Raw genomic sequence first — 21,772 nt, 5'->3', positions numbered from 1 at the left:
CTCGAAAGAGAAAAGGCGGGGACTGCGATCGTGCGCGGTCCCCGCCCCTGTTTTACCCGCGACGAACGCCGGTGTTAAGCCTAGGACGACGCCCCGGCTTCAACGGGGGTGGCCTCGACCGGAGCAGGGTTGGTCTGCACGACCGACCCGCCAGCCTTCTCCACCGCCGCCACGGCAGCCGGGGAGGCGCTGTGGATGTGCAGCGTAACCTTGGCAGACAGCTCGCCCTTGGCCAGCAGACGGACCCCGTCCAGGACCTTGGCGATCAGCCCGCCGGCGATCAGCGCCTCGGCGTCGAGCGGCTTGGCTGCGTCGATCCGCCCCGCCTCGATCGCCTTCTGCAGGCGGCCGAGATTGACGATGGCATAGTTCGCGGTGAACTTCTTGTTGTTGAAGCCCCGCTTCGGCAGACGCATGTAGATCGGCATCTGGCCGCCTTCGAAGCCCTTGATGGCCACGCCGGTCCGGCTCTTCTGCCCCTTCACACCACGGCCGCCGGTCTTGCCCTTGCCGGAGCCGATGCCGCGACCGATGCGCATGCGCTTCTTGCGAGCGCCGGCATTGTCGCGAAGATCGTTGAGATTCGTCATGTTCGCTCCTCGTGAGCGGCGGGGTTCAGCCCGCCTGCTCGACCCGCACAAGATGCTTCACCTTCGCGATCATCCCGCGGACCGAAGGCGTGTCCTCCAGCTCACGGGTGCGATGCAGCTTGTTCAGGCCGAGGCCGACCAGCGTCTGGCGCTGGTCGTTGCGACGACCGATCGGGCTGCCGATCTGGGTGACGATCACGGTTGCCTTGGCCTCAGCCATTTGCAGCCTCCACCACTTCGACGCCGCCATCACGCTTGTTGGTGGTGGCGCCGATGATGTCGGCGACGCGCTTGCCGCGGCGGGCAGCGACGGCCCGCGGGCCCTCGATGATCCGCAGCGCCTCGAAGGTCGCCTTGATCATGTTGTGCGGGTTCGACGTGCCGATCGACTTGGCGACGACGTCCTGGACGCCGAGCGCCTCGAAGATGGCGCGCATCGGACCGCCGGCGATGATGCCGGTGCCCTGGGCGGCGCTGCGGAGCTGGACCTTGCCGGCGCCGAAGTGACCCATGATGTCGTGATGCAGCGTCCGGCCTTCGCGCAACGGAACGCGGATCATGCTGCGCTTCGCCTGCTCGGTCGCCTTGCGGATGGCTTCCGGAACCTCGCGGGCCTTGCCCGAGCCGTAGCCGACCCGGCCGCGGCCGTCGCCGGTCACCACCAGGGCGGCGAAGCCGAAGCGCCGGCCACCCTTGACCACCTTCGCGACGCGGTTGATCGAGACCAGCTTCTCGATCAGCTCATCACCGGCTTCCCGATCGCTCGGGCGCTTGTCGCCGCGATCCCTAGGACCGCGCGAGTCTCTGCTTTCGCGTGCCATGCGCGTCCTCCTTAGAAGTCCAGGCCGCCCTCACGGGCGGCATCGGCTAGGGCCTTGACCCGGCCGTGATACAGGTAGTGCCCACGATCGAACACGACCTTGTCGACCCCGGCCGCCTTGGCCCGCTCCGCGAGGAGCTTGCCGACCGCGGCTGCGGCCTCGATGGTGGCGCCGGTCTTCAGCGACCCGCGCAGGTCCTTCTCGATCGACGAGGCGGCGGCAAGGGTCTTGCCGGCCTGGTCGTCGATCACCTGGGCGTAGATCTGCTTGGACGAGCGGAACACGGACAGGCGCAGGCGGCCGTACCGGGCCGTGCTCAGCTTGTGGCGGAGACGCCCTTTGCGGCGCTCGCGCAGCTCGTTGGTCTTGGTGGTCATCCCGGCCGTCCTTACTTCTTCTTGCCTTCTTTGCGCAGAACGGTCTCGGTGTCGTACTTGATGCCCTTGCCCTTGAAGGGCTCGGGCTTCTTGTACCCGCGGATTTCCGCGGCAACCTGACCGACACGCTGCTTGTCGAAGCCGGAGATCGCGATCGAGGTCGGCTTCTCGCACTTGATCGTGATCCCCTCGGGGATCGGATAACGCACCTCGTGGCTGAAGCCGAGCGTCAGCACCAGCTCCTTGCCCTGGACCGCGGCGCGGTAACCGACGCCGTTGATCTCGAGGTTGGTGGTGAAGCCAGTGCTGACCCCGACCACCATGTTGTTGATCAGGGTGCGGCTGGTCGCCCACATGGTCTGGGCGAGGCGCGACTGGCTCTTCGGCTCAACCTTGATGGTGCCGTCCTCGAGCGAGACCTTGATCTCGCCGTTGACCGCAAGCTTGAGCTGACCGAGCTTGCCCTTGACCGAAACGTCCTGGCCCGAGACCGAGGCGTCGACCCCGGCCGGGACCTTGACCGCGTGTTTGCCGATACGTGACATCGCCGGTCTCCTCAGAACACGCGGGCGAGGATCTCGCCGCCGACATTGGCGGCGCGGGCCTCGACATCCGACATCACGCCGCGCGGGGTCGACAGGATGGAGATGCCCAGCCCGTTGTACACCTTCGGCAGGTCCTTGATGCCCGAATAGACACGGCGGCCCGGCTTCGACACGCGGTCGATGACGCGGATCACCGGCTGGCCTTCGGCGTATTTCAGCTCGACCTTGGTGGCCGAGATGCCGGGGCTGACCACATGGGTCTCGTAGCCGCGGATGTAGCCCTCGCGCTTCAGCACGTCGAGCACGCTCTCGCGCAGCTTCGAGGCCGGCGTTTCGATCACGGCCTTGCCCGAGCGCTGGCCATTGCGGATACGGGTGAGCAGATCGCCCAACGGATCACTAAGCGACATAATCCGTCCTCCTTACCAGCTCGACTTCGTCATGCCGGGGATCAACCCGCGCGAGGCCAGCTCACGCAGTGCGATCCGGCTCAACTTGAAGCGCCGATAGAATGCCTTGGGGCGACCAGTCAGTTCGCACCGGTTGTGGATGCGGACAGGCGATGAGTTCCGCGGCAGCTCCGCCAGCTTGAGGCGGGCGTTGAAACGGTCTTCCATCGTCAGGGTGTCGTTGTTCGCGATCGCCTTCAGGCGCTCACGACGCCCCGCGAAAGCCTTCGCCAGCTTCTCGCGACGCTTGTTCTTCTCGACCGAGCTCTTCTTGGCCATGATCTATCCTTGCTCGTTCAGCTGACGAACGGGAAATCGAAGGCCTTGAGAAGCGCACGCGCCTCATCGTCGGTCTTCGCGCTCGTCACGATAACGATGTCCATTCCCCGCACCGTTTCGACCTGGTCGTAGTCGACTTCGGGGAACACGATCTGCTCTTTGATGCCCAGGGCGTAGTTGCCCCGGCCGTCGAAGGACTTCACCGACAGGCCGCGGAAATCGCGGACCCGCGGCAGGGCGATGTTCACCAGACGATCGAGGAATTCGTACATCCGATCGCTGCGCAGCGTCACCTTGGTGCCGATCGACATACCTTCGCGCAGCTTGTAGACCGCGATCGACTTCCGGGCCTTGGTGACCACCGGCTTCTGTCCGGCGATCAGCGTCAGCTCGGCGACGGCCGCCTGGATCTTCTTGCTGTCAGCGACGGCGTCACCGACGCCCATGTTGATGATGATCTTCTCGAGCCGCGGCACCTGCAGGTCGTTCGCATAGGCGAAGTCCTGCTTCAGCTTCGGCCGGATGACCTTGTCGTAATGGGATTTGAGACGAGCCATGGCCATCCTCACCGATCAATCACTTCGCCGGAAGCCTTGGCGACCCGGACCTTGCGGCCGTCGTCGAGCGTCTTGAAGCCGACACGGGTCGGCTTGCCGCTCGTGGGGTCGACATGCGCCACGTTCGAGACGTGCAGCGCCGCTTCCTGCTCCACGATCCCGCCCTGCGTCTTCGCAGTCTGGCGGGTGTGGCGCTTCACGATGTTCACGCCGCGGACGACGACACGATCGTCGGCCGGACGGACTTCGATGACCTCGCCCTTCTTGCCCTTGTCACGGCCGGCGAGGACGACGACCTGGTCGCCTTTCTTGATCTTCGCAGCCATCACAGCACCTCGGGGGCGAGCGAGATGATCTTCATGAACTTCTTGGCCCGCAGCTCGCGCGTCACGGGCCCGAAGATACGGGTGCCGACCGGCTCGCCCTGCTTGTTGATCAGCACGGCCGCGTTGCGGTCGAACTTGATCGTCGAGCCATCCGGGCGGCGCAGTTCCTTGGCGGTCCGAACGATGACGGCGCGATGCACGTCACCCTTCTTCACGCGGCCCCGCGGAATCGCCTCCTTGATCGACACGACGATGACGTCGCCGACAGTGGCGGTCCGGCGGTGGGAACCGCCCAGCACCTTGATGCACATCACCCGACGGGCGCCTGAATTGTCGGCGACGTCAAGGTTCGTCTGCATCTGAATCATATTTACGCTCCCGAAACAGCGGGCGCGGGCGAAGTGCCGATGGCACTGGCCTCGGCCTCGGACAGGACGAGCCAGGTCTTCCGCTTGCTGATCGGCCGGGTCTCGATGATCGAGACACGGTCGCCGACCTTGCAAGCGTTGGCCTCGTCATGGGCGAGGTAGCGCTTGGTCCGCTTGATGAACTTCTTGTAGACCGGGTGCATCAGGTTGCGTTCGACTAGGACCGTGACGGTCTTGTCAGTCTTGTCGGACACAACCGTCCCGTTGAGCACGCGCCGCGGCATGGCTCACAATCCTCTTACTTGGCCAACGCGGCATCCTTGCCGCGTTGGCCCATGACGGTCTTGATGCGCGCGATGTCGCGACGGACGACGCGGACCCGCGCCGTGTTCTCGAGCTGGCCCGACGCGGCCTGGAAGCGCAGGTTGAACTGCTCCTTCTTCAGCGCGAGCAGATCGTCCTTCAGCTGGTCCGGCGTCTTGGCGCGGACGTCTTCGATATCCATGGTCAGACCTCCTCACCGAGACGGGCGATGAACTTGCAGGCGATCGGCAGCTTGGCGGCAGCCAGGGCGAAGGCTTCCTTCGCCAGGTCGCCGGGAACGCCGTCGAGCTCGAACATGACGCGGCCGGGCTTGACCTTGGCCGCCCAGAACTCCGGCGAACCCTTGCCGGAGCCCATGCGGACTTCGGCCGGCTTCGACGACACCGGCACATCCGGGAAAATCCGGATCCAGACGCGGCCCTGGCGCTTGATGTGGCGGGTGATCGCGCGGCGGGCCGCCTCGATCTGCCGCGCCGTCAGACGCGCCGGCTCCTGAGCCTTCAGGCCGTAGGCGCCGAAGTTCAGCGTGGTGCCGCCCTTCGCAACGCCGTGGATCCGGCCCTTGTGCTGCTTGCGATACTTGGTGCGCTTGGGACTCAGCATGATCCTCAGCCCTCCCGGCGGCCGCGACGATCGTCGCGGCGGTCACCACGCTCAGGCCGAGCCGAGGACGGGCCGGTGGCCGCTTCGGCCGCCCGCTTGTCCTGGGCCATCGGGTCATGGGCGAGGATCTCGCCCTTGAAGACCCAGACCTTCACGCCGCAGGTGCCGTAGGTGGTCTTGGCCGTCGCCGTGCCGTAGTCGACATCGGCGCGCAGCGTGTGCAGGGGAACGCGGCCCTCGCGGTACCACTCGGTGCGCGCGATTTCCGCGCCGCCGAGACGGCCACCGCAATTGATCCGGATGCCCTGGGCCCCCAGGCGCATCGCGTTCTGGACCGCGCGCTTCATCGCCCGGCGGAACGCCACGCGGCGCTCGAGCTGGTTGGCGATGTTCTCGGCGACCAGCTTGGCGTCGATCTCCGGCTTGCGGATTTCGACGATGTTCAGGCTGACCTCGCTGCCCGCCATCTTCGCCAGCTCCTGACGGAGCTTCTCGATGTCGGCGCCCTTCTTCCCGATCACAACGCCCGGACGGGCAGTGTAGACCGTGACGCGCGCCTTCTTCGCCGGCCGCTCGATGACGATGCGGCTGATGCCCGCCTGGGCCAGACGCTTCTCGAGGAACTCACGGATCTTCAGATCGGCATGCAGAAGACCGGCGTAGTCCTTGGTCGCGAACCAGCGCGAATCCCAGGTCCGGTTGATGCCGACCCGGAGGCCGATCGGATTGACTTTCTGACCCATTACGCCGTCTCCCGCCGCTCGCGGACGATGACCGTGAGGTTCGACCAGAGCTTTTCGATGCGGGACGCACGGCCGCGAGCACGGGCATGGAACCGCTTCATGACGATCTGCCGCCCCACATAGGCCTCGGCCACGTAGAGCTTGTCGACGTCCAGCTGATGGTTGTTTTCGGCATTGGCGATGGCCGACTGCAGCACCTTCTTCACGTCGACGGCGATGCGCCGGCGGGAGAAGGTGAGTTCGGCCAGAGCCTTCGCCGCGTCCTTGCCGCGGATGGTCTCGGCGACGAGGTTGAGCTTGCGCGGGCTGGTGCGCAGCGTCTTCGCGAAGGCGCGCGCCTCGTTTTCACCGAGGCGAGGGGGATTCTTCTCCTGGCCCATCGCTTACTTCCTCTTCGACTTCTTGTCCGACGCGTGACCGTAGTAGGTCCGCGTGGGCGAGAATTCGCCGAACTTGTGGCCGACCATGTTCTCGTTGACCAACACCGGCAGGAACTTCTGGCCGTTGTAGACACCGAACGTCAGGCCGACGAACTGCGGCAGGATGGTCGAGCGACGCGACCAAATCTTGATGATCTCGTTCCGGCCCGAACCGCGCGACTTGTCTGCCTTCTTGAGCAGATAGCCGTCGATGAACGGACCCTTCCAAACGGAGCGTGCCACCGTCGCTCTCCCTTACTTCTTGCGGCGACGGATAATGAGCTTATCCGTAGCCTTGTTGCTGCGGGTCTTGCGACCCTTGGTCGGCTTGCCCCACGGGGTGACCGGGTGGCGGCCACCGGAAGTGCGGCCTTCGCCGCCGCCGTGCGGATGGTCGACCGGGTTCATGGCGACGCCGCGGGTGACCGGCTTCTTGCCGAGCCAGCGGTTCCGGCCGGCCTTGCCGATCGAAACGTTCGACTGGTCCGGGTTCGAGACCGCGCCGACCGTGGCGAAGCACTCGCCGCGCACGACACGCAGCTCGCCCGAGGCCAGCTTCAGCTGGGCATAGCCCATGTCGCGGCCGACCAGCTGGGCGTAGGTGCCGGCGGAGCGCGCCAGCTGCCCGCCCTTGCCGGCCTTCAGCTCGACATTGTGGACGATGGTGCCGACCGGCATGCTGCGCAGCGGCATCGCGTTGCCCGGCTTGATGTCGACCTTTTCGCCCGACACGACCTTGTCGCCGGCGGCCACGCGCTGCGGCGCCAGGATGTAGGCCTGCTCGCCGTCCTCATAGGTGACGAGGGCGATGAACGCGGTCCGGTTCGGATCGTATTCCAGGCGCTCGATCGTGCCGACGACGCCAAGCTTGCGGCGCTTGAAGTCGATGATGCGATAGGTGCGCTTGTGACCGCCGCCCTGATGGAAGGCGGTGATCCGGCCGGTGTTGTTGCGGCCACCCTTCTTGGTCAGGCCTTCGGTCAGAACCTTGACCGGCTTGCCCTTCCACAGGCCCGAGCGGTCCACCTGGACCAGCTGGCGGAGGCCTGGGGTGATGGGATTGAAAGTCTTCAAAGCCATCGGATCAAACCCCCGTGGTCACGTCGATCTGCTGCCCTTCGGCGAGCGTCACGACGGCCTTCTTCACATCCGAACGCTTGCCCGGGATGCCCCGGAAGCGCTTGGTCTTGCCCTTGACGATCAGGGTGTTCACGGCGGTGACCTTGACCCCGAACACGCCTTCGACCGCAGTGCGGATCTCAGGCTTGGTGGCGTCGAGCGGCACCTTGAACACGACCTGGTTGTGGCCGGCGGCGAGCGTCGCCTTCTCGGTGATCACCGGCGCGCGGATGATGTCGTACATCCGCGGGGTGACGGCGGCCTCGGCCTTCTTCTTGCGAGAGCGGATCATTTCAGGCGAGCCTCGAGCTGCTCGACCGCCTGGCGCGACAACACGAGCGTGTCGCGGCGCAGGATGTCGTAGACGTTGGCGCCCTGGCTGGGCAGCACGTCGATGAGCGGCAGGTTCCGCACGGCGAGTGCGAAGTTGGTGTCGACCTGCTCACCGGCCAGGATCAGCGCGGAGTCGAGACCCAGCGCGGCGAGCTTGACGGCGAGGCCCTTGGTCTTGTGGCTGTCGGCCACGACCGCGTCGACCACCACCAGCTTGCCATCGGCGACCTTGGAGGACAGCGCGTGGCGCAGGGCCAGCTTGCGGACCTTCTTCGGCAGGTCATGCGCATGGCTGCGGACGACCGGCCCGAAAATCCGGGCGCCGCCGCGGAACTGCGGCGACCGCGTCGAACCCTGGCGGGCGTGACCCGTGCCCTTCTGCTTGTAGGGCTTCTTGGTCGTGCCGCTGATCTCGCTGATGCCCTTGGTCTTGTGGTTGCCGGAGCGGCGCTTGGCCAGCTGCCAGTTCACCATGCGGGCGAGCAGATCGGTGCGGACCTCGAGACCGAAGACCGAGTCATCGAGCTCGATCTCACCGGCGGCCGCATTGTCGAACGTCTTGACGGCGATCTTCATCGCTTAGCCCTCCTGCCCGGCAGCGTCGGCGCCCGGGGCTTCAGCAGCCGGAGCCTCGACGACAGGCGTCTCGACCGCCGCGGCGGCACCCTTGCGAACCGCACCCGGGAACGGGACGTTCTTCGGCGCCGGCCGCTTGACTGCGTCGCGGATCAGCACCCAGCCGCCTTCGGCGCCCGGGACCGCACCCTTGACCATGATCAGGCCGCGCTCGACATCGGTGGTCACGACGGTGAGGTTCTGCACCGTCACCCGCTCCGCACCGAGATGGCCGGCCATCTTCTTGTTCTTGAAGACCTTGCCCGGGTCCTGGCGCTGACCGGTCGAACCATGCGACCGGTGGGACACCGACACGCCGTGCGTGGCACGCAGGCCGCCGAAGTTCCAACGCTTCATGACGCCGGCGAAGCCCTTGCCGATCGAAGTGCCGGTGACGTCGACGACCTGGCCGGCAACGAAATGCTCGGCGGTCAACTCGTCACCGACGGTCAGCAGCGCATCGGTGCTGACGCGGAACTCGACCAGCTTCTTCTTCGGCTCGACCTCGGCCTTGGCATAGTGGCCGCGAACGCCCTTGGAGACGTTCTTGACCTTGGCCTTGCCGGCACCGAGCTGCACCGCGGTGTAGCCGTCGGTCTCCTCGGTCTTCACCGCGACGACCTGAACGCCGTCGAGCTTGAGGACCGTGACCGGGACGTGCTGCCCCTCGGCATCGAAAATTCGTGTCATGCCCAGTTTCTGGGCGATCAATCCAGAGCGCATCGTCACCGCCTCAGAGCTTGATCTCGACATCGACACCGGCCGCAAGGTCGAGCTTCATCAAAGCATCGACCGTCTGCGGCGTCGGGTCGACGATGTCGAGCAGACGCTTGTGGGTGCGGATCTCGAACTGCTCGCGCGACTTCTTGTCGACATGCGGCGAGCGGTTGACGGTGTAGCGCTCGATGTTCGTCGGCAGCGGGATCGGCCCGCGTACCCGAGCCCCGGTCCGCTTCGCGGTGTTGACGATCTCGCTGGTCGACTGGTCGAGCACGCGATGATCGAACGCCTTGAGGCGGATACGGATGTTCTGACTGTCCATCGTTCTGTATCCGAGTGTTCTTGCCGAGAGGTGGCTGACCGGGTCATTCCGGCCCCCACGTCGCGAACAGTCCAAAAAAAAACTCACCCAGGCCGCTGGAGGGCTCGGGTGAGGCGCGTTACATAGCCGAGCCCGCCGCGAATGTCACGTCCGGATTGCCGGTTGTGACGATTTCGTGATCGGGCCCGCCATGCGCGGGGCTCAATGCTCTCGCCTTGAGCCCCTCTCATCCCGGGCCGCCCTTTCCGCGCCGCCTTGCGGCGGGGGACGGAGGTACGGTCCTAGTCTCTCACCACCCCGGGGACCGAAGCCCCCGGAGCCGTGTTTCTCAAACCATCGTTACTTGATGATGCCGGCGACGACGCCGGCGCCGACGGTGCGGCCGCCTTCGCGGATGGCGAAGCGCAGGCCCTCATCCATGGCGATCGGCGCAATCAGCGTCACCGTCATCGAGATGTTGTCGCCCGGCATCACCATCTCGGTGCCTTCCGGCAGCGCCACCACACCGGTCACGTCCGTCGTCCGGAAGTAGAACTGCGGMCGGTAGTTGGTGAAGAACGGCGTGTGACGGCCGCCCTCTTCCTTCGTCAGGATGTACGCCTCGGCCTTGAACTCGGTGTGCGGCGTGATCGAACCCGGCTTCGCCAGAACCTGGCCGCGCTCGACCTCCTCGCGCTTCGTGCCGCGCAGCAGCGCGCCCACGTTGTCGCCGGCCTCRCCCTGGTCCAAGAGCTTGCGGAACATCTCGACGCCCGTGCAGATCGTCTTCTGCGTGTCCTTCAGGCCGACGATCTCCACTTCCTCGCCGACCTTCACGATGCCGCGCTCGATACGGCCCGTCACCACCGTGCCGCGACCCGAGATCGAGAACACGTCCTCGATCGGCATCAGGAACGGACGGTCCTTCGGACGCTCCGGCTGCGGGATGTACGCATCCACCTTCGCCATCAGCTCCAGGATCGCGTCGTGGCCCAGCTTCTTGTCGCCGTCTTCCAGCGCCACCAGCGCCGAGCCCGGGACGATCGGAATGTCGTCGCCAGGGAAGTCGTACGAGCTCAGCAGCTCACGGACCTCGAGCTCCACCAGCTCCAGGAGCTCCGGATCGTCGACCATGTCGACCTTGTTCAGGAACACCACCAGCGCCGGAACGCCCACCTGCCGCGCCAGCAGGATGTGCTCGCGGGTCTGCGGCATCGGGCCGTCGGCCGCCGACACCACCAGGATCGCGCCGTCCATCTGCGCTGCACCGGTGATCATGTTCTTCACGTAGTCGGCATGGCCCGGGCAATCGACGTGGGCGTAGTGACGGTTCGCCGTCTCGTACTCCACATGCGCCGTCGAGATCGTGATCCCGCGCGCCTTCTCTTCCGGCGCCTTGTCGATCTGGTCGTACGCCGTGAACGTCGCCCCGCCGCTCTCCGCAAGCACCTTCGTGATCGCCGCCGTCAGCGACGTCTTGCCGTGGTCAACGTGACCAATCGTGCCGATGTTGCAGTGCGGCTTCGTCCGCTGAAACTTCGCCTTCGCCATTCTCTGGAAACCTTAATGTTCGCGGTGGGACCTGTGGATCCACGGATGGAGCGGGTGAAGGGAATCGAACCCTCGTATTCAGCTTGGAAGGCTGCTGCTCTACCATTGAGCTACACCCGCCCGGGTGTCCGGGACGCGCCATGTCCTCGACCGTGACTCGAAGCCAAAGGGCTTTGGTGGAGGGGGCTGGATTTGAACCAGCGTACTCTTACGAGGGCAGATTTACAGTCTGCTGCCATTAACCACTCGGCCACCCCTCCACAGGGCTTCGCCGCACGGCTCGGCGAATGGCGGGGCGGAATATCGACATCCCGGCGAGGATGTCAAGCATGCGTGTTGCGGAAATCGGAATCTTGACCCGGGACCGGCGACGGCGCACAGGACGACGATGACCCGCACGCCGCAAAACCGCCCGCCCTACGCCCCTCGGTCCAACCCTCAGGCCAACCCGTCCCAGGCCGCCCCGCCCCAGGCCAGCCCGCATCAGGGCCAGCGCCCGGACCAGCGCGGCCCCGGCGGCCGCGCACCCGACGGTCGCCCGCCGGCGCGCGAGCCCGACCGCTACCTCTACGGCGTCCATGCCGCCACCGCCGCGGTGCTGAACCCGGACCGCGAGATCACCCGGGTGCAATGCACCGAGGCCGGGCTGGCGATTCTGGAGCCGGTGCTGGCCCGGGCCGCCGAGGCCGGCATCGCCCGCCCGGCGCCGGAGATGGTGACCCGCGAGCTGATGGACCGCTTCCTCAAGGGCGCGGTGCACCAGGGCATCGCGCTCGAGATCAAGCCGCTGGACGCGCCCGACATCGACGACCTCGGCCGCGAGGCGGACCTGCGTGAGCACAGCGTGGTGGTGGTGCTGGACCAGGTGACCGACCCGCACAACATCGGCGCGATCCTGCGCTCCGCCGCTGCCTTCGGCGCGCTGGCGGTGATCGTCACCGACCGCAACACGCCCGAGGTCACTGGGGTGCTGGCCAAGGCGGCGTCGGGCGCGGTCGAGCATGTCCCGCTGACCCGGGTGAAGAACCTGGCTCGCGCCCTCGAATCGCTCGGCGAACTGGGCTTCCACCGAATCGGCCTGGCCGAGGAGGGCGAAACCACCCTGGCCGCGGCGATGCAGGGCGACCGGGTGGCGCTGGTGCTGGGCGCGGAGGGCGACGGGCTGCGCCACCTGACGCGCGAGACCTGCGACGTGCTGGCCAGGCTGCCGACGCAAGGCGCGGTCGGCAGCCTGAACGTCTCCAACGCCGCCGCCATCGCGCTGTATGAGACGGCGCGGGGACGCTGACGCGTTGTCGCTTCGTTACAGCGACGCCGGACACTGCTTCGCACTGAGCAGTCTCCACGTGGCTGCGCCACGCGTAGCCCGTAAGGGCGAAGCGTGGTGGGCCCGGCAGGATTCGAACCTGCGACAACACCGTTATGAGCGGCGGGTTCTAACCGCTGAACTACAGGCCCGTCCGGCGCCCTTCTAGCAAGCGGCGCCGGTGCGGGGAAGGCGTTGCTTCTCCGGGTGCGGCGCCCGGCCGTGGGCCGGCCGGGCGTCGCGATCCGGTTACTGGGCCTTCTGGCCGCCGGCGAGCATCTGCTTGATGATGCCGACGATGACCATGAGGACGCCGCCGCCGACGCCACCACCGACGATCTGACCGATGATGGCGCCGATGTCGAGGCCGCCGCCGGCAGCCGCGCCAGCGAGGCTGGGGACGAGCGCCGCCAGGATCTGACCGCCGATGCCGCCGCCGACGATGCCGGCGATCGAGTTGCCGATCGTGCCGAGGCTGTACTGCTTGACCGCGGCGCCGGCAACATTGCCGCCGACCGCTCCTGCCACGAGCTGGATAATCAGGGAAACGATGTCCATCGGATCTCCTTCCGATCCATGGAGCGCCGTCGGGCGGGGCGGCGCATGAAGCCGAATCGCCGATTTCTCGGCCCCGCATAAATAAAGATGCGCCTCGCCCCGCTTGGTCTCAAGAGATATTTGGGCATGGACTGGAGGTCCAGTCCTGCCGGCGAAGAAGCCCGGTGTCGTCGGCAAGCTGGTTTTACGATTCTATTGTCGGATTTACCGCCGCTATTCGGAGTCCGGGATTGCCGGATCAGGTCGGCCGGCCGAAGCCGCCGAGTCCGATCACGACACCACCCCAGACGACACTGCCGGCGGCAAGGTCGATCGCAATGAGATCCTCGCCGGCCAGCCCAGTCGCTGACGAAACGTCAAAAATAACACTCGTATTCTGTTATACAATATATAACACAAATTAATTGGATTGATATTTCCCCGTCTTCTCCAAATGTTTGTCCTTATCGAAGCCAGCCAGAGACCGCCCGTATGCGCGCCCCCATCCTCGGATCCTTCCTCGCAGCGGCGGCGATGCTCGCCCTGGCCACACCGGCCCAGGCCGAGACCGCGACGCTGCGGATCGCGCAGCAATTCGGCATCTCCTACCTGCCGATGATCGTGGCCAAGGAGCAGAAGCTGATCGAGGCGGCGGCCACCGAGGCCGGGCTGCCGGCGCCGGACATCGACTGGATCCAGGTCAGCGGCGGCGCCGCGATGAACGAGGCGCTGCTGTCGGGCAGCCTGGACGTCGCCGCGGCCGGGGCGCCGCCGGCGATCACGCTGTGGGCCAAGACCCGCGGCTCGATCGACGTCAGGGGCATCGCGGCGCTGGGGTCGATGCCGATCTACCTGACCACCACCAACCCCGACGTGAAGACGCTGGCGGACTTCACCGACAAGGACCGCATCGCGCTGCCGGCGGTGAAGGTCGGGTTCCAGGCGGTGGTGCTGCAGATGGCGGCGGCCCAGGCCTTCGGCCAGGACCAGGCGACCAAGCTGGACGACCTGACCGTCAGCATGGCGCATCCGGACGCGACCGCGGCGCTGCTGTCCGGCGGGTCCGAGGTCACCGCCAATTTCGGCGCCCCGCCGTTCCAGAACCAGCAGTTGCAGGATCCGAAGGTGCACCGGGTGCTGAGCAGCTACGACGTGCTGGGCGGCCCGCACACCTTCAACGTGATCTACGCGACCGGCGCCTTCTACGCCGACAACCCGAAGACGGTGGCGGCGATCGTCACCGCGCTGGACCGCGCCGACCAGTTCATTGCCGCCCATCCGGCCGAGGCGGCGAAGCTGTACATCGCCGCCGAATCGTCGAAGCTGCCGGAATCCTTCGTCGAAGGCCTGATCACCGCCCCCGACACCCGCTACACGGTGGCGCCGGAGAACGTGCTGAAGTTCGTCGAGTTCCAGCACCGCATCGGCCAGATCGCGACCACCACGACGGATTGGCGCGACCTGTTCTTCCCGCCGCTCTACGACCGTCCGGGGAGCTGAGATGGCATCCCCGGCCCTCGCCCCGGTCTCCGACGCCACGACAGCCGACACGCCGGCCCTGACGCTCGACGGCGTCTCCCTGGCCTATGTCGCTGACGGCCGCCGGGTGACGGCGGTCGAGGGGGTGACCCTGGACATCCGCCGCGGCGAGCGGCTGGTGCTGCTGGGCCCGTCCGGCTGCGGCAAGTCGAGCCTGCTGCGCAGCATCGGCGGCTTCCTGCCGCCCAGCGCCGGCCGGGTGCTGCTGGACGGTCGGCCGGTGTCTCGGCCAGGGCCGGATCGGATGATGGTGCTGCAGGATTTCGACCAGCTGCTGCCGTGGCAGACGGTGCGGCGGAACCTGATCTCCGCCCTGGCCTGGGCGCGCGGCACCCGGCGGGCCGAGGCCGAGGCGGTGGCCGACGACATGCTGCGCCGGGTCGGGCTGGCCCGCGTCGCCGACCAGTATCCCCACACCCTGTCCGGCGGCATGAAGCAGCGCGCCGCCATCGCCCGGGCTTTGGTGCTGCGGCCCGCGGTGCTGCTGATGGACGAACCCTTCGCCGCGCTGGACGCCATGACCCGGCGGCGCATGCAGGAGGAGCTGCTGGCGCTGTGCGAGGAGACCGGGGTCACCACCGTCTTCGTCACCCATGCCATCGACGAAGCCATCGTGATCGGCAGCCGGATCGTGGTGATGACCGCCCATCCCGGCCGGGTCCGCGCCGTGATCGACCTGCCGTGTGGCCGCGGCCCGGACCGGGGCGACCCGGCCTTTGCCGCGCTGGAGGCCCGGATCGGGGGGCTGATCGCGGACCAGATCGGCGACCCGGGGACGGAGGCGACCCATGGTCGCCCCGAGGCGGAGGCGACCGATGGTCGCCCCGCGGCGGAGGCGACCGATGGTTGACTATCAGGGCCTGCTGCAGGCCGGGTCGCCGGTGCGCCCGGCCGGGGGCGAGAACCATTCCTCCCGCCTGATCGGGTCCGGGGCCTGGCGCCGGCTGCTGATCCTGGTCGCGCTGGCCGCGATCTGGGAGATCACCGCCCGCATCGTCGGCAGCCCGCTGCTGCTGCCCAGCTTCCTGACCACCGTGGCCGCCTTCGGCCAGGGCATCGCCAATGGCGAGCTGCCGCTGCGCACCCTGGCGTCGCTGCAGGTGCTGGTGGTGGGCTACGGCATCGGCATCATCGCGGCGGCGATCCTGGCCGGGCTGGCCACGGCCAGCCGCCTGGGCGCCGAGCTGCTGTCGACGCTGACCGCGATGTTCAACCCGCTGCCGGCGATCGCGCTGCTGCCGATCGCGCTGCTGTGGTTCGGCCTCGGCACCCCCAGCCTGCTGTTCGTCATCGTGCATTCGGTGCTGTGGCCGCTAGCCCTGGCCGCCCATTCGGGCTTCCGCGCCGTGCCGCGGCCTCTCGCCATGGTCGGGCAGAATCTGGGGCTGACCGGCTTCCGCTACGTCGCCCGCATCCTGGTGCCGGCCGCCTTCCCGGCGATCCTGGCCGGGCTGAAGATCGGCTGGGCCTTCGCCTGGCGCACCCTGATCGCGGCCGAGCTGGTGTTCGGCGTGTCCTCACGCTCCGGCGGGCTCGGCTGGTTCATCTATGTCAACCGCAACCAGCTGGAGACGGCCAACGTCTTCGCCGGCCTCCTGACCATCATCCTGATCGGCCTGCTGGTCGAAAGCCTCTTGTTCCGGACCCTGTCCCGGCTCACGGTCGAGCGCTGGGGCACCCAGCAGGCTTGAGCCGCCCCCAAACGGAATCACCGAATCCACGGAAACGCCGCCATGTCCTTCACCACCAATCCCCTGTCCGACCTGATCGGCCTCGAGATCAGCGGGCTCGACCTCACCGGCCCGCTCGACGACGCCACCTTCGCCACGGTCAAGTCGCTGTTCGAGACGAATTCGGTCGTGGTGTTCCGCGACCAGCGGATCACGCCGGAGCAGCACATCGCCTTCAGCCGCCGCTTCGGCGAGCTGGAGATCCACGTCCAGCACCATTTCCACCTGGCCGGACATCCGGAGATCCTGATCGTCTCGAACGAGACGCGGGAGGACGGCAAGCCGCTGGGCCTGGCCGATGCCGGCCGCTACTGGCATTCCGACCTGTCCTACAAGGCGGAGCCGAGCCTGGGGTCGCTGCTGCACGCCCAGACCCTGCCGGCGGTCGAGGGCGACACGTTATTCGTCAGCATGGCCGCCGCCTATGACGCGCTGGACGACGAGACCAAGGCGCAGATCGAGGGGCTGACCGCGGTGCACGACTACACCGCCCGCAACGTGGCGCAACAGGCCAAGAGCGCGCTGCGGCCCGGCCTGACCGCGGACCAGGCGAAGACGGTGCCGCCGGTGGTGCATCCGGTGGTGCGGGTGCACCCGGCGACGGGCCGCAAGGCGCTGTTCGTCAACGAGGGCTTCACCACCCACATCGTCGAGCTGGAGCGGCCGCAGAGCGACACGCTGCTGCGCCGGCTGTTCGCGCACATGACCCAGCCGCAGTTCCAGTACCGCCACCGCTGGCAGGCGCATGACATGGTGTTCTGGGACAACCGGGCCACCATCCACCTGGCCACCGGCTGCCCGCCGCACCTGGCGCGCACCCTGTACCGGACCACGGTGAAGGGCGACAAGCCGATCGGTCCCGCCGAGCGCGTGGCGGCCTGAGGTCTCAAGGTTCGGCGTAGCCTCTCGCCCTGCGGCGGGTCCCCGCCGCAGGAAAGCGTGATCCGCGGCGCGATCCGCGATAGGCTGCGCCTCCCCTTCCCTGTGCGGCGGTCGGCGCGATGGTCTCCTTCCTCAAATCCCTGTTCGGTGGCGGCAAGCGCGAGGGCGCTGAGGGCGGGGCCGAAGCCCCGGCCGGCGAGGCGGTCGAATACAAGGGCTTCCGCATCCGCCCGGCGCCCTATGCCGCGGGCGGCCAGTACCAGACCGCCGGGCTGATCGAGAAGGACTTCCCGGAGGGCACCAAGACCCACCGCTTCGTCCGCGCCGACAAGCACGCCAGCAAGGACGACGCCACCGCCTTCTCGCTGTCCAAGGCGCAACAGATCATCGACGAGCAGGGCGACCGGGTGTTCGGGCTTTAGCCCACCTATTCCATTACCTTCGAGGTCATTGGTTTCGGGCAGGTCACCAGCCATCCTCGGCGCCTCGCCACCGCACGCCCGAGGCCGCCGATGCCCACATCAACCGTCACCCGCCCGGACGACGGGACGGTCGCCTTCACCGTCACCCTGCATGCGAAGCCGGGCCGCGAGGCCGAGTTCCTGGACCTGCTGACGCCGGTGCTGGACGCGATGCGGCACGAGCCGGGCTTCATCAACGCGGTGCTGCACCGGTCGCCCGACGACCCCACCCTGTTCATGCTGTACGAGACCTGGGCCGACCTCGACGAGCTGGTGCGGGTGCAGATCCCGCGCGCCTACCGCCAGGCTTATATCGCGGCGCTGCCCGACCTGTTGCGCCAGGAGCGCGGCGTCACCCTGTGGCAGCCGATGCGCGGCGACTTCGCGATCGACCGGAGCGGCGGCTGAAGCGGCTTATGGCGCCCATCGGGTGAAGACGAAGTCGTGCCCCTTCACCCGCGCCTCGTGGCAGGCGAAGCAGGTCTGGTGCTGCGCCTCGTCGACCGGCTTGCCGTTGATGAAACGGCCGAAGCCCCAGCCACCGCTGTCGGGGTACCGCTTCGAATCCTTGACCATTACCTGGACCGTCGTCGCCGCGCCGGGGACGGAGGCGGGCTCGAACTCGGTGGACTGGACATGCTTCCAGGCCAGCTTGACCAGGATGGTGCCGTCCGGAAACGGCAGGGTCCCGCTCTGGTAGGCCTTGATCGCGGTGGGATTGCCGAGGACGGCGCGGAGCTCGTTCAGCGGCTCCGCCTCCTGGGCCGGCCCGATCAGCTCCCACTGCCGGTATCCCTCGGGAATGGTGACGCCGTAGATCGGCGACGCGTTCTCGGCATCCGTGCCCTCGGCAGCCAAGGACACCGCAGCCAGAGCGGATGACGCCAGGGTCGCGGCAAACAGGGCGACACGGATCGATCTCATCGGAAGGCTCCTTCTGCTCCATGGACCCGGCGGCGGGGCCTCGACCATCGAAGCAGAGGCCGCGGGGAAGCGCCTGTTATAACTTGTGAGCTGTCAGCCGCTGCCGGCCAGGCCGTCGCGGACACAGCCGCCCTTGCCCCCTCGCGGCGGAGAAGGGATCGTGGTTTCGTGACGGCCTTCCACTGCCTCGGGCCGCTGCTGCTCGACCGGATCATTGAGGTCGCCGTGCGGCTTGACCCCGAGCGCTCATCCGGTACCATGGTCGGATGCGCAAGACGGACGCCCTGTTTCGAATTATCCGCCCGGCCCTCTGACGGGGGTCGGGTCGCTGCGCCGTTGCGCCATGTCTCCTCACGCCGCCGAATGGACCCATCCGGGGTCGACCGGCTGGTATCCGAGCGCCAAAGCGGGTAATTGAGCCCGCGTGGATCCACGAGCCCCCAAGTCATGACCGTCCAGCCTGCCGAGACCCCGGGTGCCGCCGCCCCGGCCGCTCCCGACTACAAATCCACTGTCTTCCTGCCGAAGACGGACTTCCCCATGCGTGGCGGCCTGCCGCAGAAGGAGCCGGAGCTGCTGGCCCGGTGGGAGGCAATCGACCTGCACGGCAAGCTGCGGGCGCTGTCCAAGGGGCGCGAGAAGTTCGTCCTGCATGACGGCCCGCCCTACGCCAATGGCGACATCCACATCGGCCACGCGGTCAACAAGATCCTGAAGGACATCGTCGTCCGCACCCGCCAGATGCTGGGCCGCGATGCGGTCTACGTCCCGGGCTGGGACTGCCACGGCCTGCCGATCGAGTGGAAGATCGAGGAGAAGTACCGCAAGGCCGGCCAGGACAAGGACGCGGTGCCGGTGCTGCAGTTCCGCGAGGAGTGCCGCGCCTTCGCCCGGCATTGGGTCGAGGTGCAGTCGGCGCAGTTCCAGCGCATCGGCGTGATGGGCGACTGGGCGCACCCCTACACCACCATGACCGACGCCGCCGAGGCGCAGATCGTCCGCGAGATCCACAAGTTCCTGCTCAATGGCGGGCTGTATCGCGGGCTGAAGCCGGTGCTGTGGTCGGTGGTCGAGAAGACCGCCCTGGCCGAGGCCGAGGTCGAGTACCAGGACATCACCTCGGACATGGTCTGGGTGCGCTTCCCGGTGACCGCGGCGTCGCGGCCGTCGCTCGGGGGCGCGTCTGCGGTGGCCTGGACCACCACGCCCTGGACGCTGCCGGCCAACCGCGCCATCGCCTACGGCCCCGACTTCGAATACGGCGTCTACACCGTCGATGCCGTGGCCGAGGGAAGCCTCGCCAAGGTCGGCGAGACGCTGGTGCTGGCGACGGCCCTGGCCGACACGGTGGCCAAGGACCTCGCCGTCACCGCCTGGACCTGCGTCGACAAGTTCCCGGGTTCGGCCCTGGCCGGCACCGTGTCCCGCCATCCGCTGGCGGGACAAGGCTACGACTTCGCCGTGCCATTCCTGCCCGGCGGCCATGTCACGGTCGATGCCGGCACCGGGCTGGTCCACACCGCGCCCAGCCATGGCGCCGACGACTTCGACCTCGGCCGCGCCCACGGCATCGCCGCGACCGAGACGGTGACCGAGGATGGCCGCTACCACGACAGCGTGCCGCTGTTCGCCGGCCGGGTGATCTACCGCCCCGACGGCAAGAAGGGCGACGCCAACAAGGTGGTGACGCTGGCGGTGGAGGCGGCCGGCGGCCTGCTGGCCCGCGGCCAGATCCGCCATTCCTACCCGCACAGCTGGCGGTCCAAGGCGCCGCTGATCTTCCGCGCCACGCCGCAATGGTTCATCTCGATGGAGACGAACGGGCTGCGGCAGACCGCGCTGGCCGCGCTGAAGACCACGAAGTTCTACCCGCCCCAGGGCTACAACCGCCTGTCCTCGATGATCGAGAGCCGGCCGGACTGGGTGATCAGCCGCCAGCGCGCCTGGGGCGTGCCGATCGCGATCTTCGTCGACAAGAAGACCGGCGAGCCGCTGCGCGACGTCGCGGTTACGCAGCGCATCGCCGCGGCTTTCGAGCTCGAGGGTTCGGACGCCTGGTACAAGCACGACGCCCAGTTCTTCCTCGGCAACACCTTCAAGGCCGACGACTACGAGCAGATCTTCGACATCGTCGACGTCTGGTTCGAATCCGGCTCGACCCATGCCTTCGTGCTGGAGCAGCGGCCGGACCTGAAATGGCCGGCCGACCTCTATCTCGAAGGCTCGGACCAGCATCGCGGCTGGTTCCACTCCTCGCTGCTCGAAAGCTGCGGCACCCGCGGCCGCGCGCCCTACGACGCGGTGCTGACCCATGGCTTCGCGCTGGACGAGCAGGGCCGCAAGATGTCGAAGTCGCTCGGCAACGGCGTCGAACCGCAGGAGGTGGCGAACCAATCCGGTGCCGACATCCTGCGCCTGTGGATCGTCTCGACCGACTATTCCGAGGATCTGCGCATCGGCAAGGAGATCCTGAAGTACCAGGCCGACGCCTATCGCCGGCTGCGCAACACGCTGCGCTACCTGCTGGGTGCCCTCGACGGCTTCCAGGAGGCCGAGCGGCTGCCGGCGGCAGAACTGCCGGAGCTGGAGCGCTGGGTGCTGCACCGGCTGTGGGAGCTCGACCGCACCATCCGCAAGGGGATCGAGGACTACGACTTCCACGCCATGTCGACGGCGCTGCACAATTTCTGCGCGGTCGACCTGTCGGCCTTCTACTTCGACATCCGCAAGGACTCGCTCTACTGCGACCGGCCGGACGACCTGCGCCGGCGGGCGGTCCGCACCGTGCTCGACACGCTGTTTGACCATCTCGCCATCTGGCTGGCGCCGATCCTGTGCTTCACGGCGGAGGAGGCCTGGCTGGCCCGGCACGGTGATGGGCCGGACATCAGCGTCCATCTCCGCACCTTCCCCGACGTCCCTGATACCTGGCAGGACGATGCCCTGGCGGCGCGCTGGGCCCGGCTGCGCGACCTGCGCCGCGTGGTCACCGGCGCGATCGAGCTGGAGCGGGCGGCCAAGCGCATCGGCTCGTCGCTGCAGGCGCACCCGGTGGTCCATGCCGGCGCGGCCGAGGCCGAACTGCTGGCCAGCCTCGACTTCGCCGAGATCTGCATCACCTCGACCCTGGCGGTCGAGACCGGTGCCGTGCCGGACGGCGCCTTCGCCCTGGCGGACGTGCCGGGCGTCGGCGTCATCGTCGGCTCCGCCTCGGGCGACCGCTGCGACCGCTGCTGGCGGGTCCTGCCCGAGGTCGGCACGGTGGCGGCGCATCCGGACCTGTGCCATCGCTGTTCGGACGCGGTCGATGCTGCGGTGGCCGGAGTGACGGCATGACCGATGCGCGGCTGTTC

At 67.6% G+C, this 21,772-nt stretch carries 32 protein-coding genes and 3 tRNA genes; 8 read left to right on the top strand and 27 right to left on the bottom strand.

Annotated features, from left to right (window positions below; genetic code table 11):
- Nucleotides 1-80: 80 nt before the first annotated feature.
- From rplO to AB4112_RS07860, 24 genes are all read right to left on the bottom strand, one after another.
- The gene (gene rplO / locus AB4112_RS07975; protein WP_441718399.1) at nucleotides 81-590 is read right to left on the bottom strand and encodes a 50S ribosomal protein L15; all 510 of its coding nucleotides are present in this window, start codon (nucleotides 588-590) and stop codon (nucleotides 81-83) included.
- A gap of 25 nt (nucleotides 591-615) precedes the next feature.
- Complete coding sequence (rpmD, locus tag AB4112_RS07970) at nucleotides 616-810, bottom strand: 50S ribosomal protein L30 (RefSeq protein ID WP_309791404.1); 195 nt, start codon at nucleotides 808-810, stop codon at nucleotides 616-618.
- Complete coding sequence (rpsE, locus tag AB4112_RS07965) at nucleotides 803-1,411, bottom strand: 30S ribosomal protein S5 (RefSeq protein ID WP_309791402.1); 609 nt, start codon at nucleotides 1,409-1,411, stop codon at nucleotides 803-805. The genes rpmD and rpsE overlap by 8 nt, the downstream gene beginning before the upstream one ends.
- A gap of 11 nt (nucleotides 1,412-1,422) precedes the next feature.
- Nucleotides 1,423-1,788: a 50S ribosomal protein L18 gene (rplR, locus tag AB4112_RS07960; RefSeq protein ID WP_309791400.1), complete on the bottom strand. Its 366-nt coding sequence runs from the start codon at nucleotides 1,786-1,788 to the stop codon at nucleotides 1,423-1,425.
- An 11-nt stretch (nucleotides 1,789-1,799) separates the two neighbouring features.
- Nucleotides 1,800-2,333, bottom strand: a complete 534-nt coding sequence (gene rplF, locus AB4112_RS07955; protein ID WP_309791398.1) for a 50S ribosomal protein L6 — start codon at nucleotides 2,331-2,333, stop codon at nucleotides 1,800-1,802.
- An 11-nt stretch (nucleotides 2,334-2,344) separates the two neighbouring features.
- A complete protein-coding gene (rpsH, locus tag AB4112_RS07950) occupies nucleotides 2,345-2,743 on the bottom strand; it encodes a 30S ribosomal protein S8 (protein ID WP_309791396.1) in 399 nt (132 codons plus the stop codon).
- Nucleotides 2,744-2,755: 12 nt separating this feature from the next.
- Nucleotides 2,756-3,061, bottom strand: a complete 306-nt coding sequence (rpsN, locus tag AB4112_RS07945; RefSeq protein ID WP_309791394.1) for a 30S ribosomal protein S14 — start codon at nucleotides 3,059-3,061, stop codon at nucleotides 2,756-2,758.
- Between the two features lie 17 nt (nucleotides 3,062-3,078).
- On the bottom strand, nucleotides 3,079-3,618 hold the full coding sequence (rplE, locus tag AB4112_RS07940; protein WP_309791392.1) for a 50S ribosomal protein L5: 540 nt from the start codon (nucleotides 3,616-3,618) through the stop codon (nucleotides 3,079-3,081).
- An 8-nt stretch (nucleotides 3,619-3,626) separates the two neighbouring features.
- Nucleotides 3,627-3,947, bottom strand: a complete 321-nt coding sequence (gene rplX / locus AB4112_RS07935) for a 50S ribosomal protein L24 (RefSeq protein ID WP_309791390.1) — start codon at nucleotides 3,945-3,947, stop codon at nucleotides 3,627-3,629.
- Nucleotides 3,944-4,312 carry a 50S ribosomal protein L14 gene (gene rplN, locus AB4112_RS07930; RefSeq protein ID WP_026873847.1) on the bottom strand — a complete coding sequence of 123 codons (369 nt, stop codon included), beginning with the start codon at nucleotides 4,310-4,312 and terminating at the stop codon, nucleotides 3,944-3,946. Before rplN ends, rplX begins: the two co-directional genes overlap by 4 nt.
- 2 nt (nucleotides 4,313-4,314) lie before the next feature.
- Nucleotides 4,315-4,596, bottom strand: coding sequence for a 30S ribosomal protein S17 (gene rpsQ / locus AB4112_RS07925; protein ID WP_309791389.1), 282 nt, complete (start codon nucleotides 4,594-4,596; stop codon nucleotides 4,315-4,317).
- Between the two features lie 14 nt (nucleotides 4,597-4,610).
- Nucleotides 4,611-4,817, bottom strand: coding sequence for a 50S ribosomal protein L29 (gene rpmC / locus AB4112_RS07920; protein WP_309791387.1), 207 nt, complete (start codon nucleotides 4,815-4,817; stop codon nucleotides 4,611-4,613).
- Nucleotides 4,818-4,819: 2 nt separating this feature from the next.
- On the bottom strand, nucleotides 4,820-5,239 hold the full coding sequence (rplP, locus tag AB4112_RS07915) for a 50S ribosomal protein L16 (RefSeq protein ID WP_034837008.1): 420 nt from the start codon (nucleotides 5,237-5,239) through the stop codon (nucleotides 4,820-4,822).
- Between the two features lie 5 nt (nucleotides 5,240-5,244).
- Complete coding sequence (gene rpsC, locus AB4112_RS07910; protein WP_309791385.1) at nucleotides 5,245-5,982, bottom strand: 30S ribosomal protein S3; 738 nt, start codon at nucleotides 5,980-5,982, stop codon at nucleotides 5,245-5,247.
- Nucleotides 5,982-6,362: a 50S ribosomal protein L22 gene (gene rplV / locus AB4112_RS07905; RefSeq protein WP_309791384.1), complete on the bottom strand. Its 381-nt coding sequence runs from the start codon at nucleotides 6,360-6,362 to the stop codon at nucleotides 5,982-5,984. The genes rpsC and rplV overlap by 1 nt, the downstream gene beginning before the upstream one ends.
- Nucleotides 6,363-6,365: 3 nt before the next feature.
- Nucleotides 6,366-6,644 carry a 30S ribosomal protein S19 gene (gene rpsS, locus AB4112_RS07900; protein WP_309791383.1) on the bottom strand — a complete coding sequence of 93 codons (279 nt, stop codon included), beginning with the start codon at nucleotides 6,642-6,644 and terminating at the stop codon, nucleotides 6,366-6,368.
- A 12-nt stretch (nucleotides 6,645-6,656) separates the two neighbouring features.
- Nucleotides 6,657-7,481, bottom strand: coding sequence for a 50S ribosomal protein L2 (gene rplB, locus AB4112_RS07895; RefSeq protein WP_309791381.1), 825 nt, complete (start codon nucleotides 7,479-7,481; stop codon nucleotides 6,657-6,659).
- A 4-nt stretch (nucleotides 7,482-7,485) separates the two neighbouring features.
- The gene (locus AB4112_RS07890; RefSeq protein WP_309791380.1) at nucleotides 7,486-7,812 is read right to left on the bottom strand and encodes a 50S ribosomal protein L23; all 327 of its coding nucleotides are present in this window, start codon (nucleotides 7,810-7,812) and stop codon (nucleotides 7,486-7,488) included.
- Nucleotides 7,809-8,429, bottom strand: coding sequence for a 50S ribosomal protein L4 (gene rplD / locus AB4112_RS07885; RefSeq protein WP_309791379.1), 621 nt, complete (start codon nucleotides 8,427-8,429; stop codon nucleotides 7,809-7,811). The genes AB4112_RS07890 and rplD overlap by 4 nt, the downstream gene beginning before the upstream one ends.
- 3 nt (nucleotides 8,430-8,432) lie before the next feature.
- A complete protein-coding gene (gene rplC, locus AB4112_RS07880; RefSeq protein WP_309792230.1) occupies nucleotides 8,433-9,191 on the bottom strand; it encodes a 50S ribosomal protein L3 in 759 nt (252 codons plus the stop codon).
- 10 nt (nucleotides 9,192-9,201) lie between these two features.
- Nucleotides 9,202-9,510: a 30S ribosomal protein S10 gene (gene rpsJ / locus AB4112_RS07875; protein WP_026873858.1), complete on the bottom strand. Its 309-nt coding sequence runs from the start codon at nucleotides 9,508-9,510 to the stop codon at nucleotides 9,202-9,204.
- 339 nt (nucleotides 9,511-9,849) lie between these two features.
- The gene (gene tuf, locus AB4112_RS07870; protein WP_441718388.1) at nucleotides 9,850-11,040 is read right to left on the bottom strand and encodes an elongation factor Tu; all 1,191 of its coding nucleotides are present in this window, start codon (nucleotides 11,038-11,040) and stop codon (nucleotides 9,850-9,852) included.
- Between the two features lie 46 nt (nucleotides 11,041-11,086).
- Nucleotides 11,087-11,160: transfer RNA gene (locus AB4112_RS07865), tRNA-Gly, on the bottom strand.
- Nucleotides 11,161-11,214: 54 nt separating this feature from the next.
- Nucleotides 11,215-11,300, bottom strand: a tRNA-Tyr gene (locus AB4112_RS07860).
- Between the two features lie 128 nt (nucleotides 11,301-11,428).
- Here AB4112_RS07860 and rlmB point away from each other — a divergent pair.
- Nucleotides 11,429-12,328, top strand: coding sequence for a 23S rRNA (guanosine(2251)-2'-O)-methyltransferase RlmB (rlmB, locus tag AB4112_RS07855; protein WP_441718385.1), 900 nt, complete (start codon nucleotides 11,429-11,431; stop codon nucleotides 12,326-12,328).
- 94 nt (nucleotides 12,329-12,422) lie between these two features.
- Here the strand turns inward: rlmB and AB4112_RS07850 are convergent.
- Both AB4112_RS07850 and AB4112_RS07845 read right to left on the bottom strand, forming a co-directional pair.
- A tRNA-Ile gene (locus tag AB4112_RS07850) sits at nucleotides 12,423-12,498 on the bottom strand.
- 97 nt (nucleotides 12,499-12,595) lie between these two features.
- Entirely contained in the window at nucleotides 12,596-12,904 is a 309-nt protein-coding gene (locus tag AB4112_RS07845) for a hypothetical protein (RefSeq protein ID WP_309791340.1), read from the bottom strand.
- A 471-nt stretch (nucleotides 12,905-13,375) separates the two neighbouring features.
- Between AB4112_RS07845 and AB4112_RS07840 the strand changes: the two genes are divergently transcribed.
- From AB4112_RS07840 to AB4112_RS07815, 6 genes are all read left to right on the top strand, one after another.
- Nucleotides 13,376-14,383, top strand: a complete 1,008-nt coding sequence (locus AB4112_RS07840; protein ID WP_309791338.1) for an ABC transporter substrate-binding protein — start codon at nucleotides 13,376-13,378, stop codon at nucleotides 14,381-14,383.
- A gap of 1 nt (nucleotide 14,384) precedes the next feature.
- On the top strand, nucleotides 14,385-15,272 hold the full coding sequence (locus tag AB4112_RS07835) for an ABC transporter ATP-binding protein (protein ID WP_309791336.1): 888 nt from the start codon (nucleotides 14,385-14,387) through the stop codon (nucleotides 15,270-15,272).
- A complete protein-coding gene (locus AB4112_RS07830) occupies nucleotides 15,265-16,113 on the top strand; it encodes an ABC transporter permease (RefSeq protein ID WP_441718380.1) in 849 nt (282 codons plus the stop codon). Before AB4112_RS07835 ends, AB4112_RS07830 begins: the two co-directional genes overlap by 8 nt.
- 42 nt (nucleotides 16,114-16,155) lie before the next feature.
- Entirely contained in the window at nucleotides 16,156-17,034 is an 879-nt protein-coding gene (locus AB4112_RS07825; protein ID WP_309791334.1) for a TauD/TfdA dioxygenase family protein, read from the top strand.
- A 119-nt stretch (nucleotides 17,035-17,153) separates the two neighbouring features.
- Complete coding sequence (locus AB4112_RS07820) at nucleotides 17,154-17,456, top strand: HlyU family transcriptional regulator (RefSeq protein WP_309791333.1); 303 nt, start codon at nucleotides 17,154-17,156, stop codon at nucleotides 17,454-17,456.
- A 90-nt stretch (nucleotides 17,457-17,546) separates the two neighbouring features.
- Nucleotides 17,547-17,903 (top strand): putative quinol monooxygenase, encoded by a 357-nt coding sequence (locus AB4112_RS07815; protein ID WP_309791332.1) that lies wholly within the window; start codon nucleotides 17,547-17,549, stop codon nucleotides 17,901-17,903.
- A gap of 6 nt (nucleotides 17,904-17,909) precedes the next feature.
- Here AB4112_RS07815 and AB4112_RS07810 read toward each other — a convergent pair whose 3' ends face one another.
- On the bottom strand, nucleotides 17,910-18,419 hold the full coding sequence (locus AB4112_RS07810) for a cytochrome P460 family protein (RefSeq protein WP_309791331.1): 510 nt from the start codon (nucleotides 18,417-18,419) through the stop codon (nucleotides 17,910-17,912).
- A gap of 447 nt (nucleotides 18,420-18,866) precedes the next feature.
- Here AB4112_RS07810 and ileS point away from each other — a divergent pair, with 447 nt between their 5' ends.
- Nucleotides 18,867-21,755, top strand: a complete 2,889-nt coding sequence (gene ileS / locus AB4112_RS07805) for an isoleucine--tRNA ligase (RefSeq protein ID WP_441718375.1) — start codon at nucleotides 18,867-18,869, stop codon at nucleotides 21,753-21,755.
- The last annotated feature ends 17 nt before the right edge of the window (nucleotides 21,756-21,772 follow it).

This window comes from Inquilinus sp. 2KB_23, from assembly GCF_052115705.1.
In the GTDB taxonomy this organism is placed as follows: Bacteria; Pseudomonadota; Alphaproteobacteria; order DSM-16000; family Inquilinaceae; genus Inquilinus; species Inquilinus ginsengisoli_A.
This window is presented reverse-complemented; position numbering and strand designations above follow the sequence as displayed.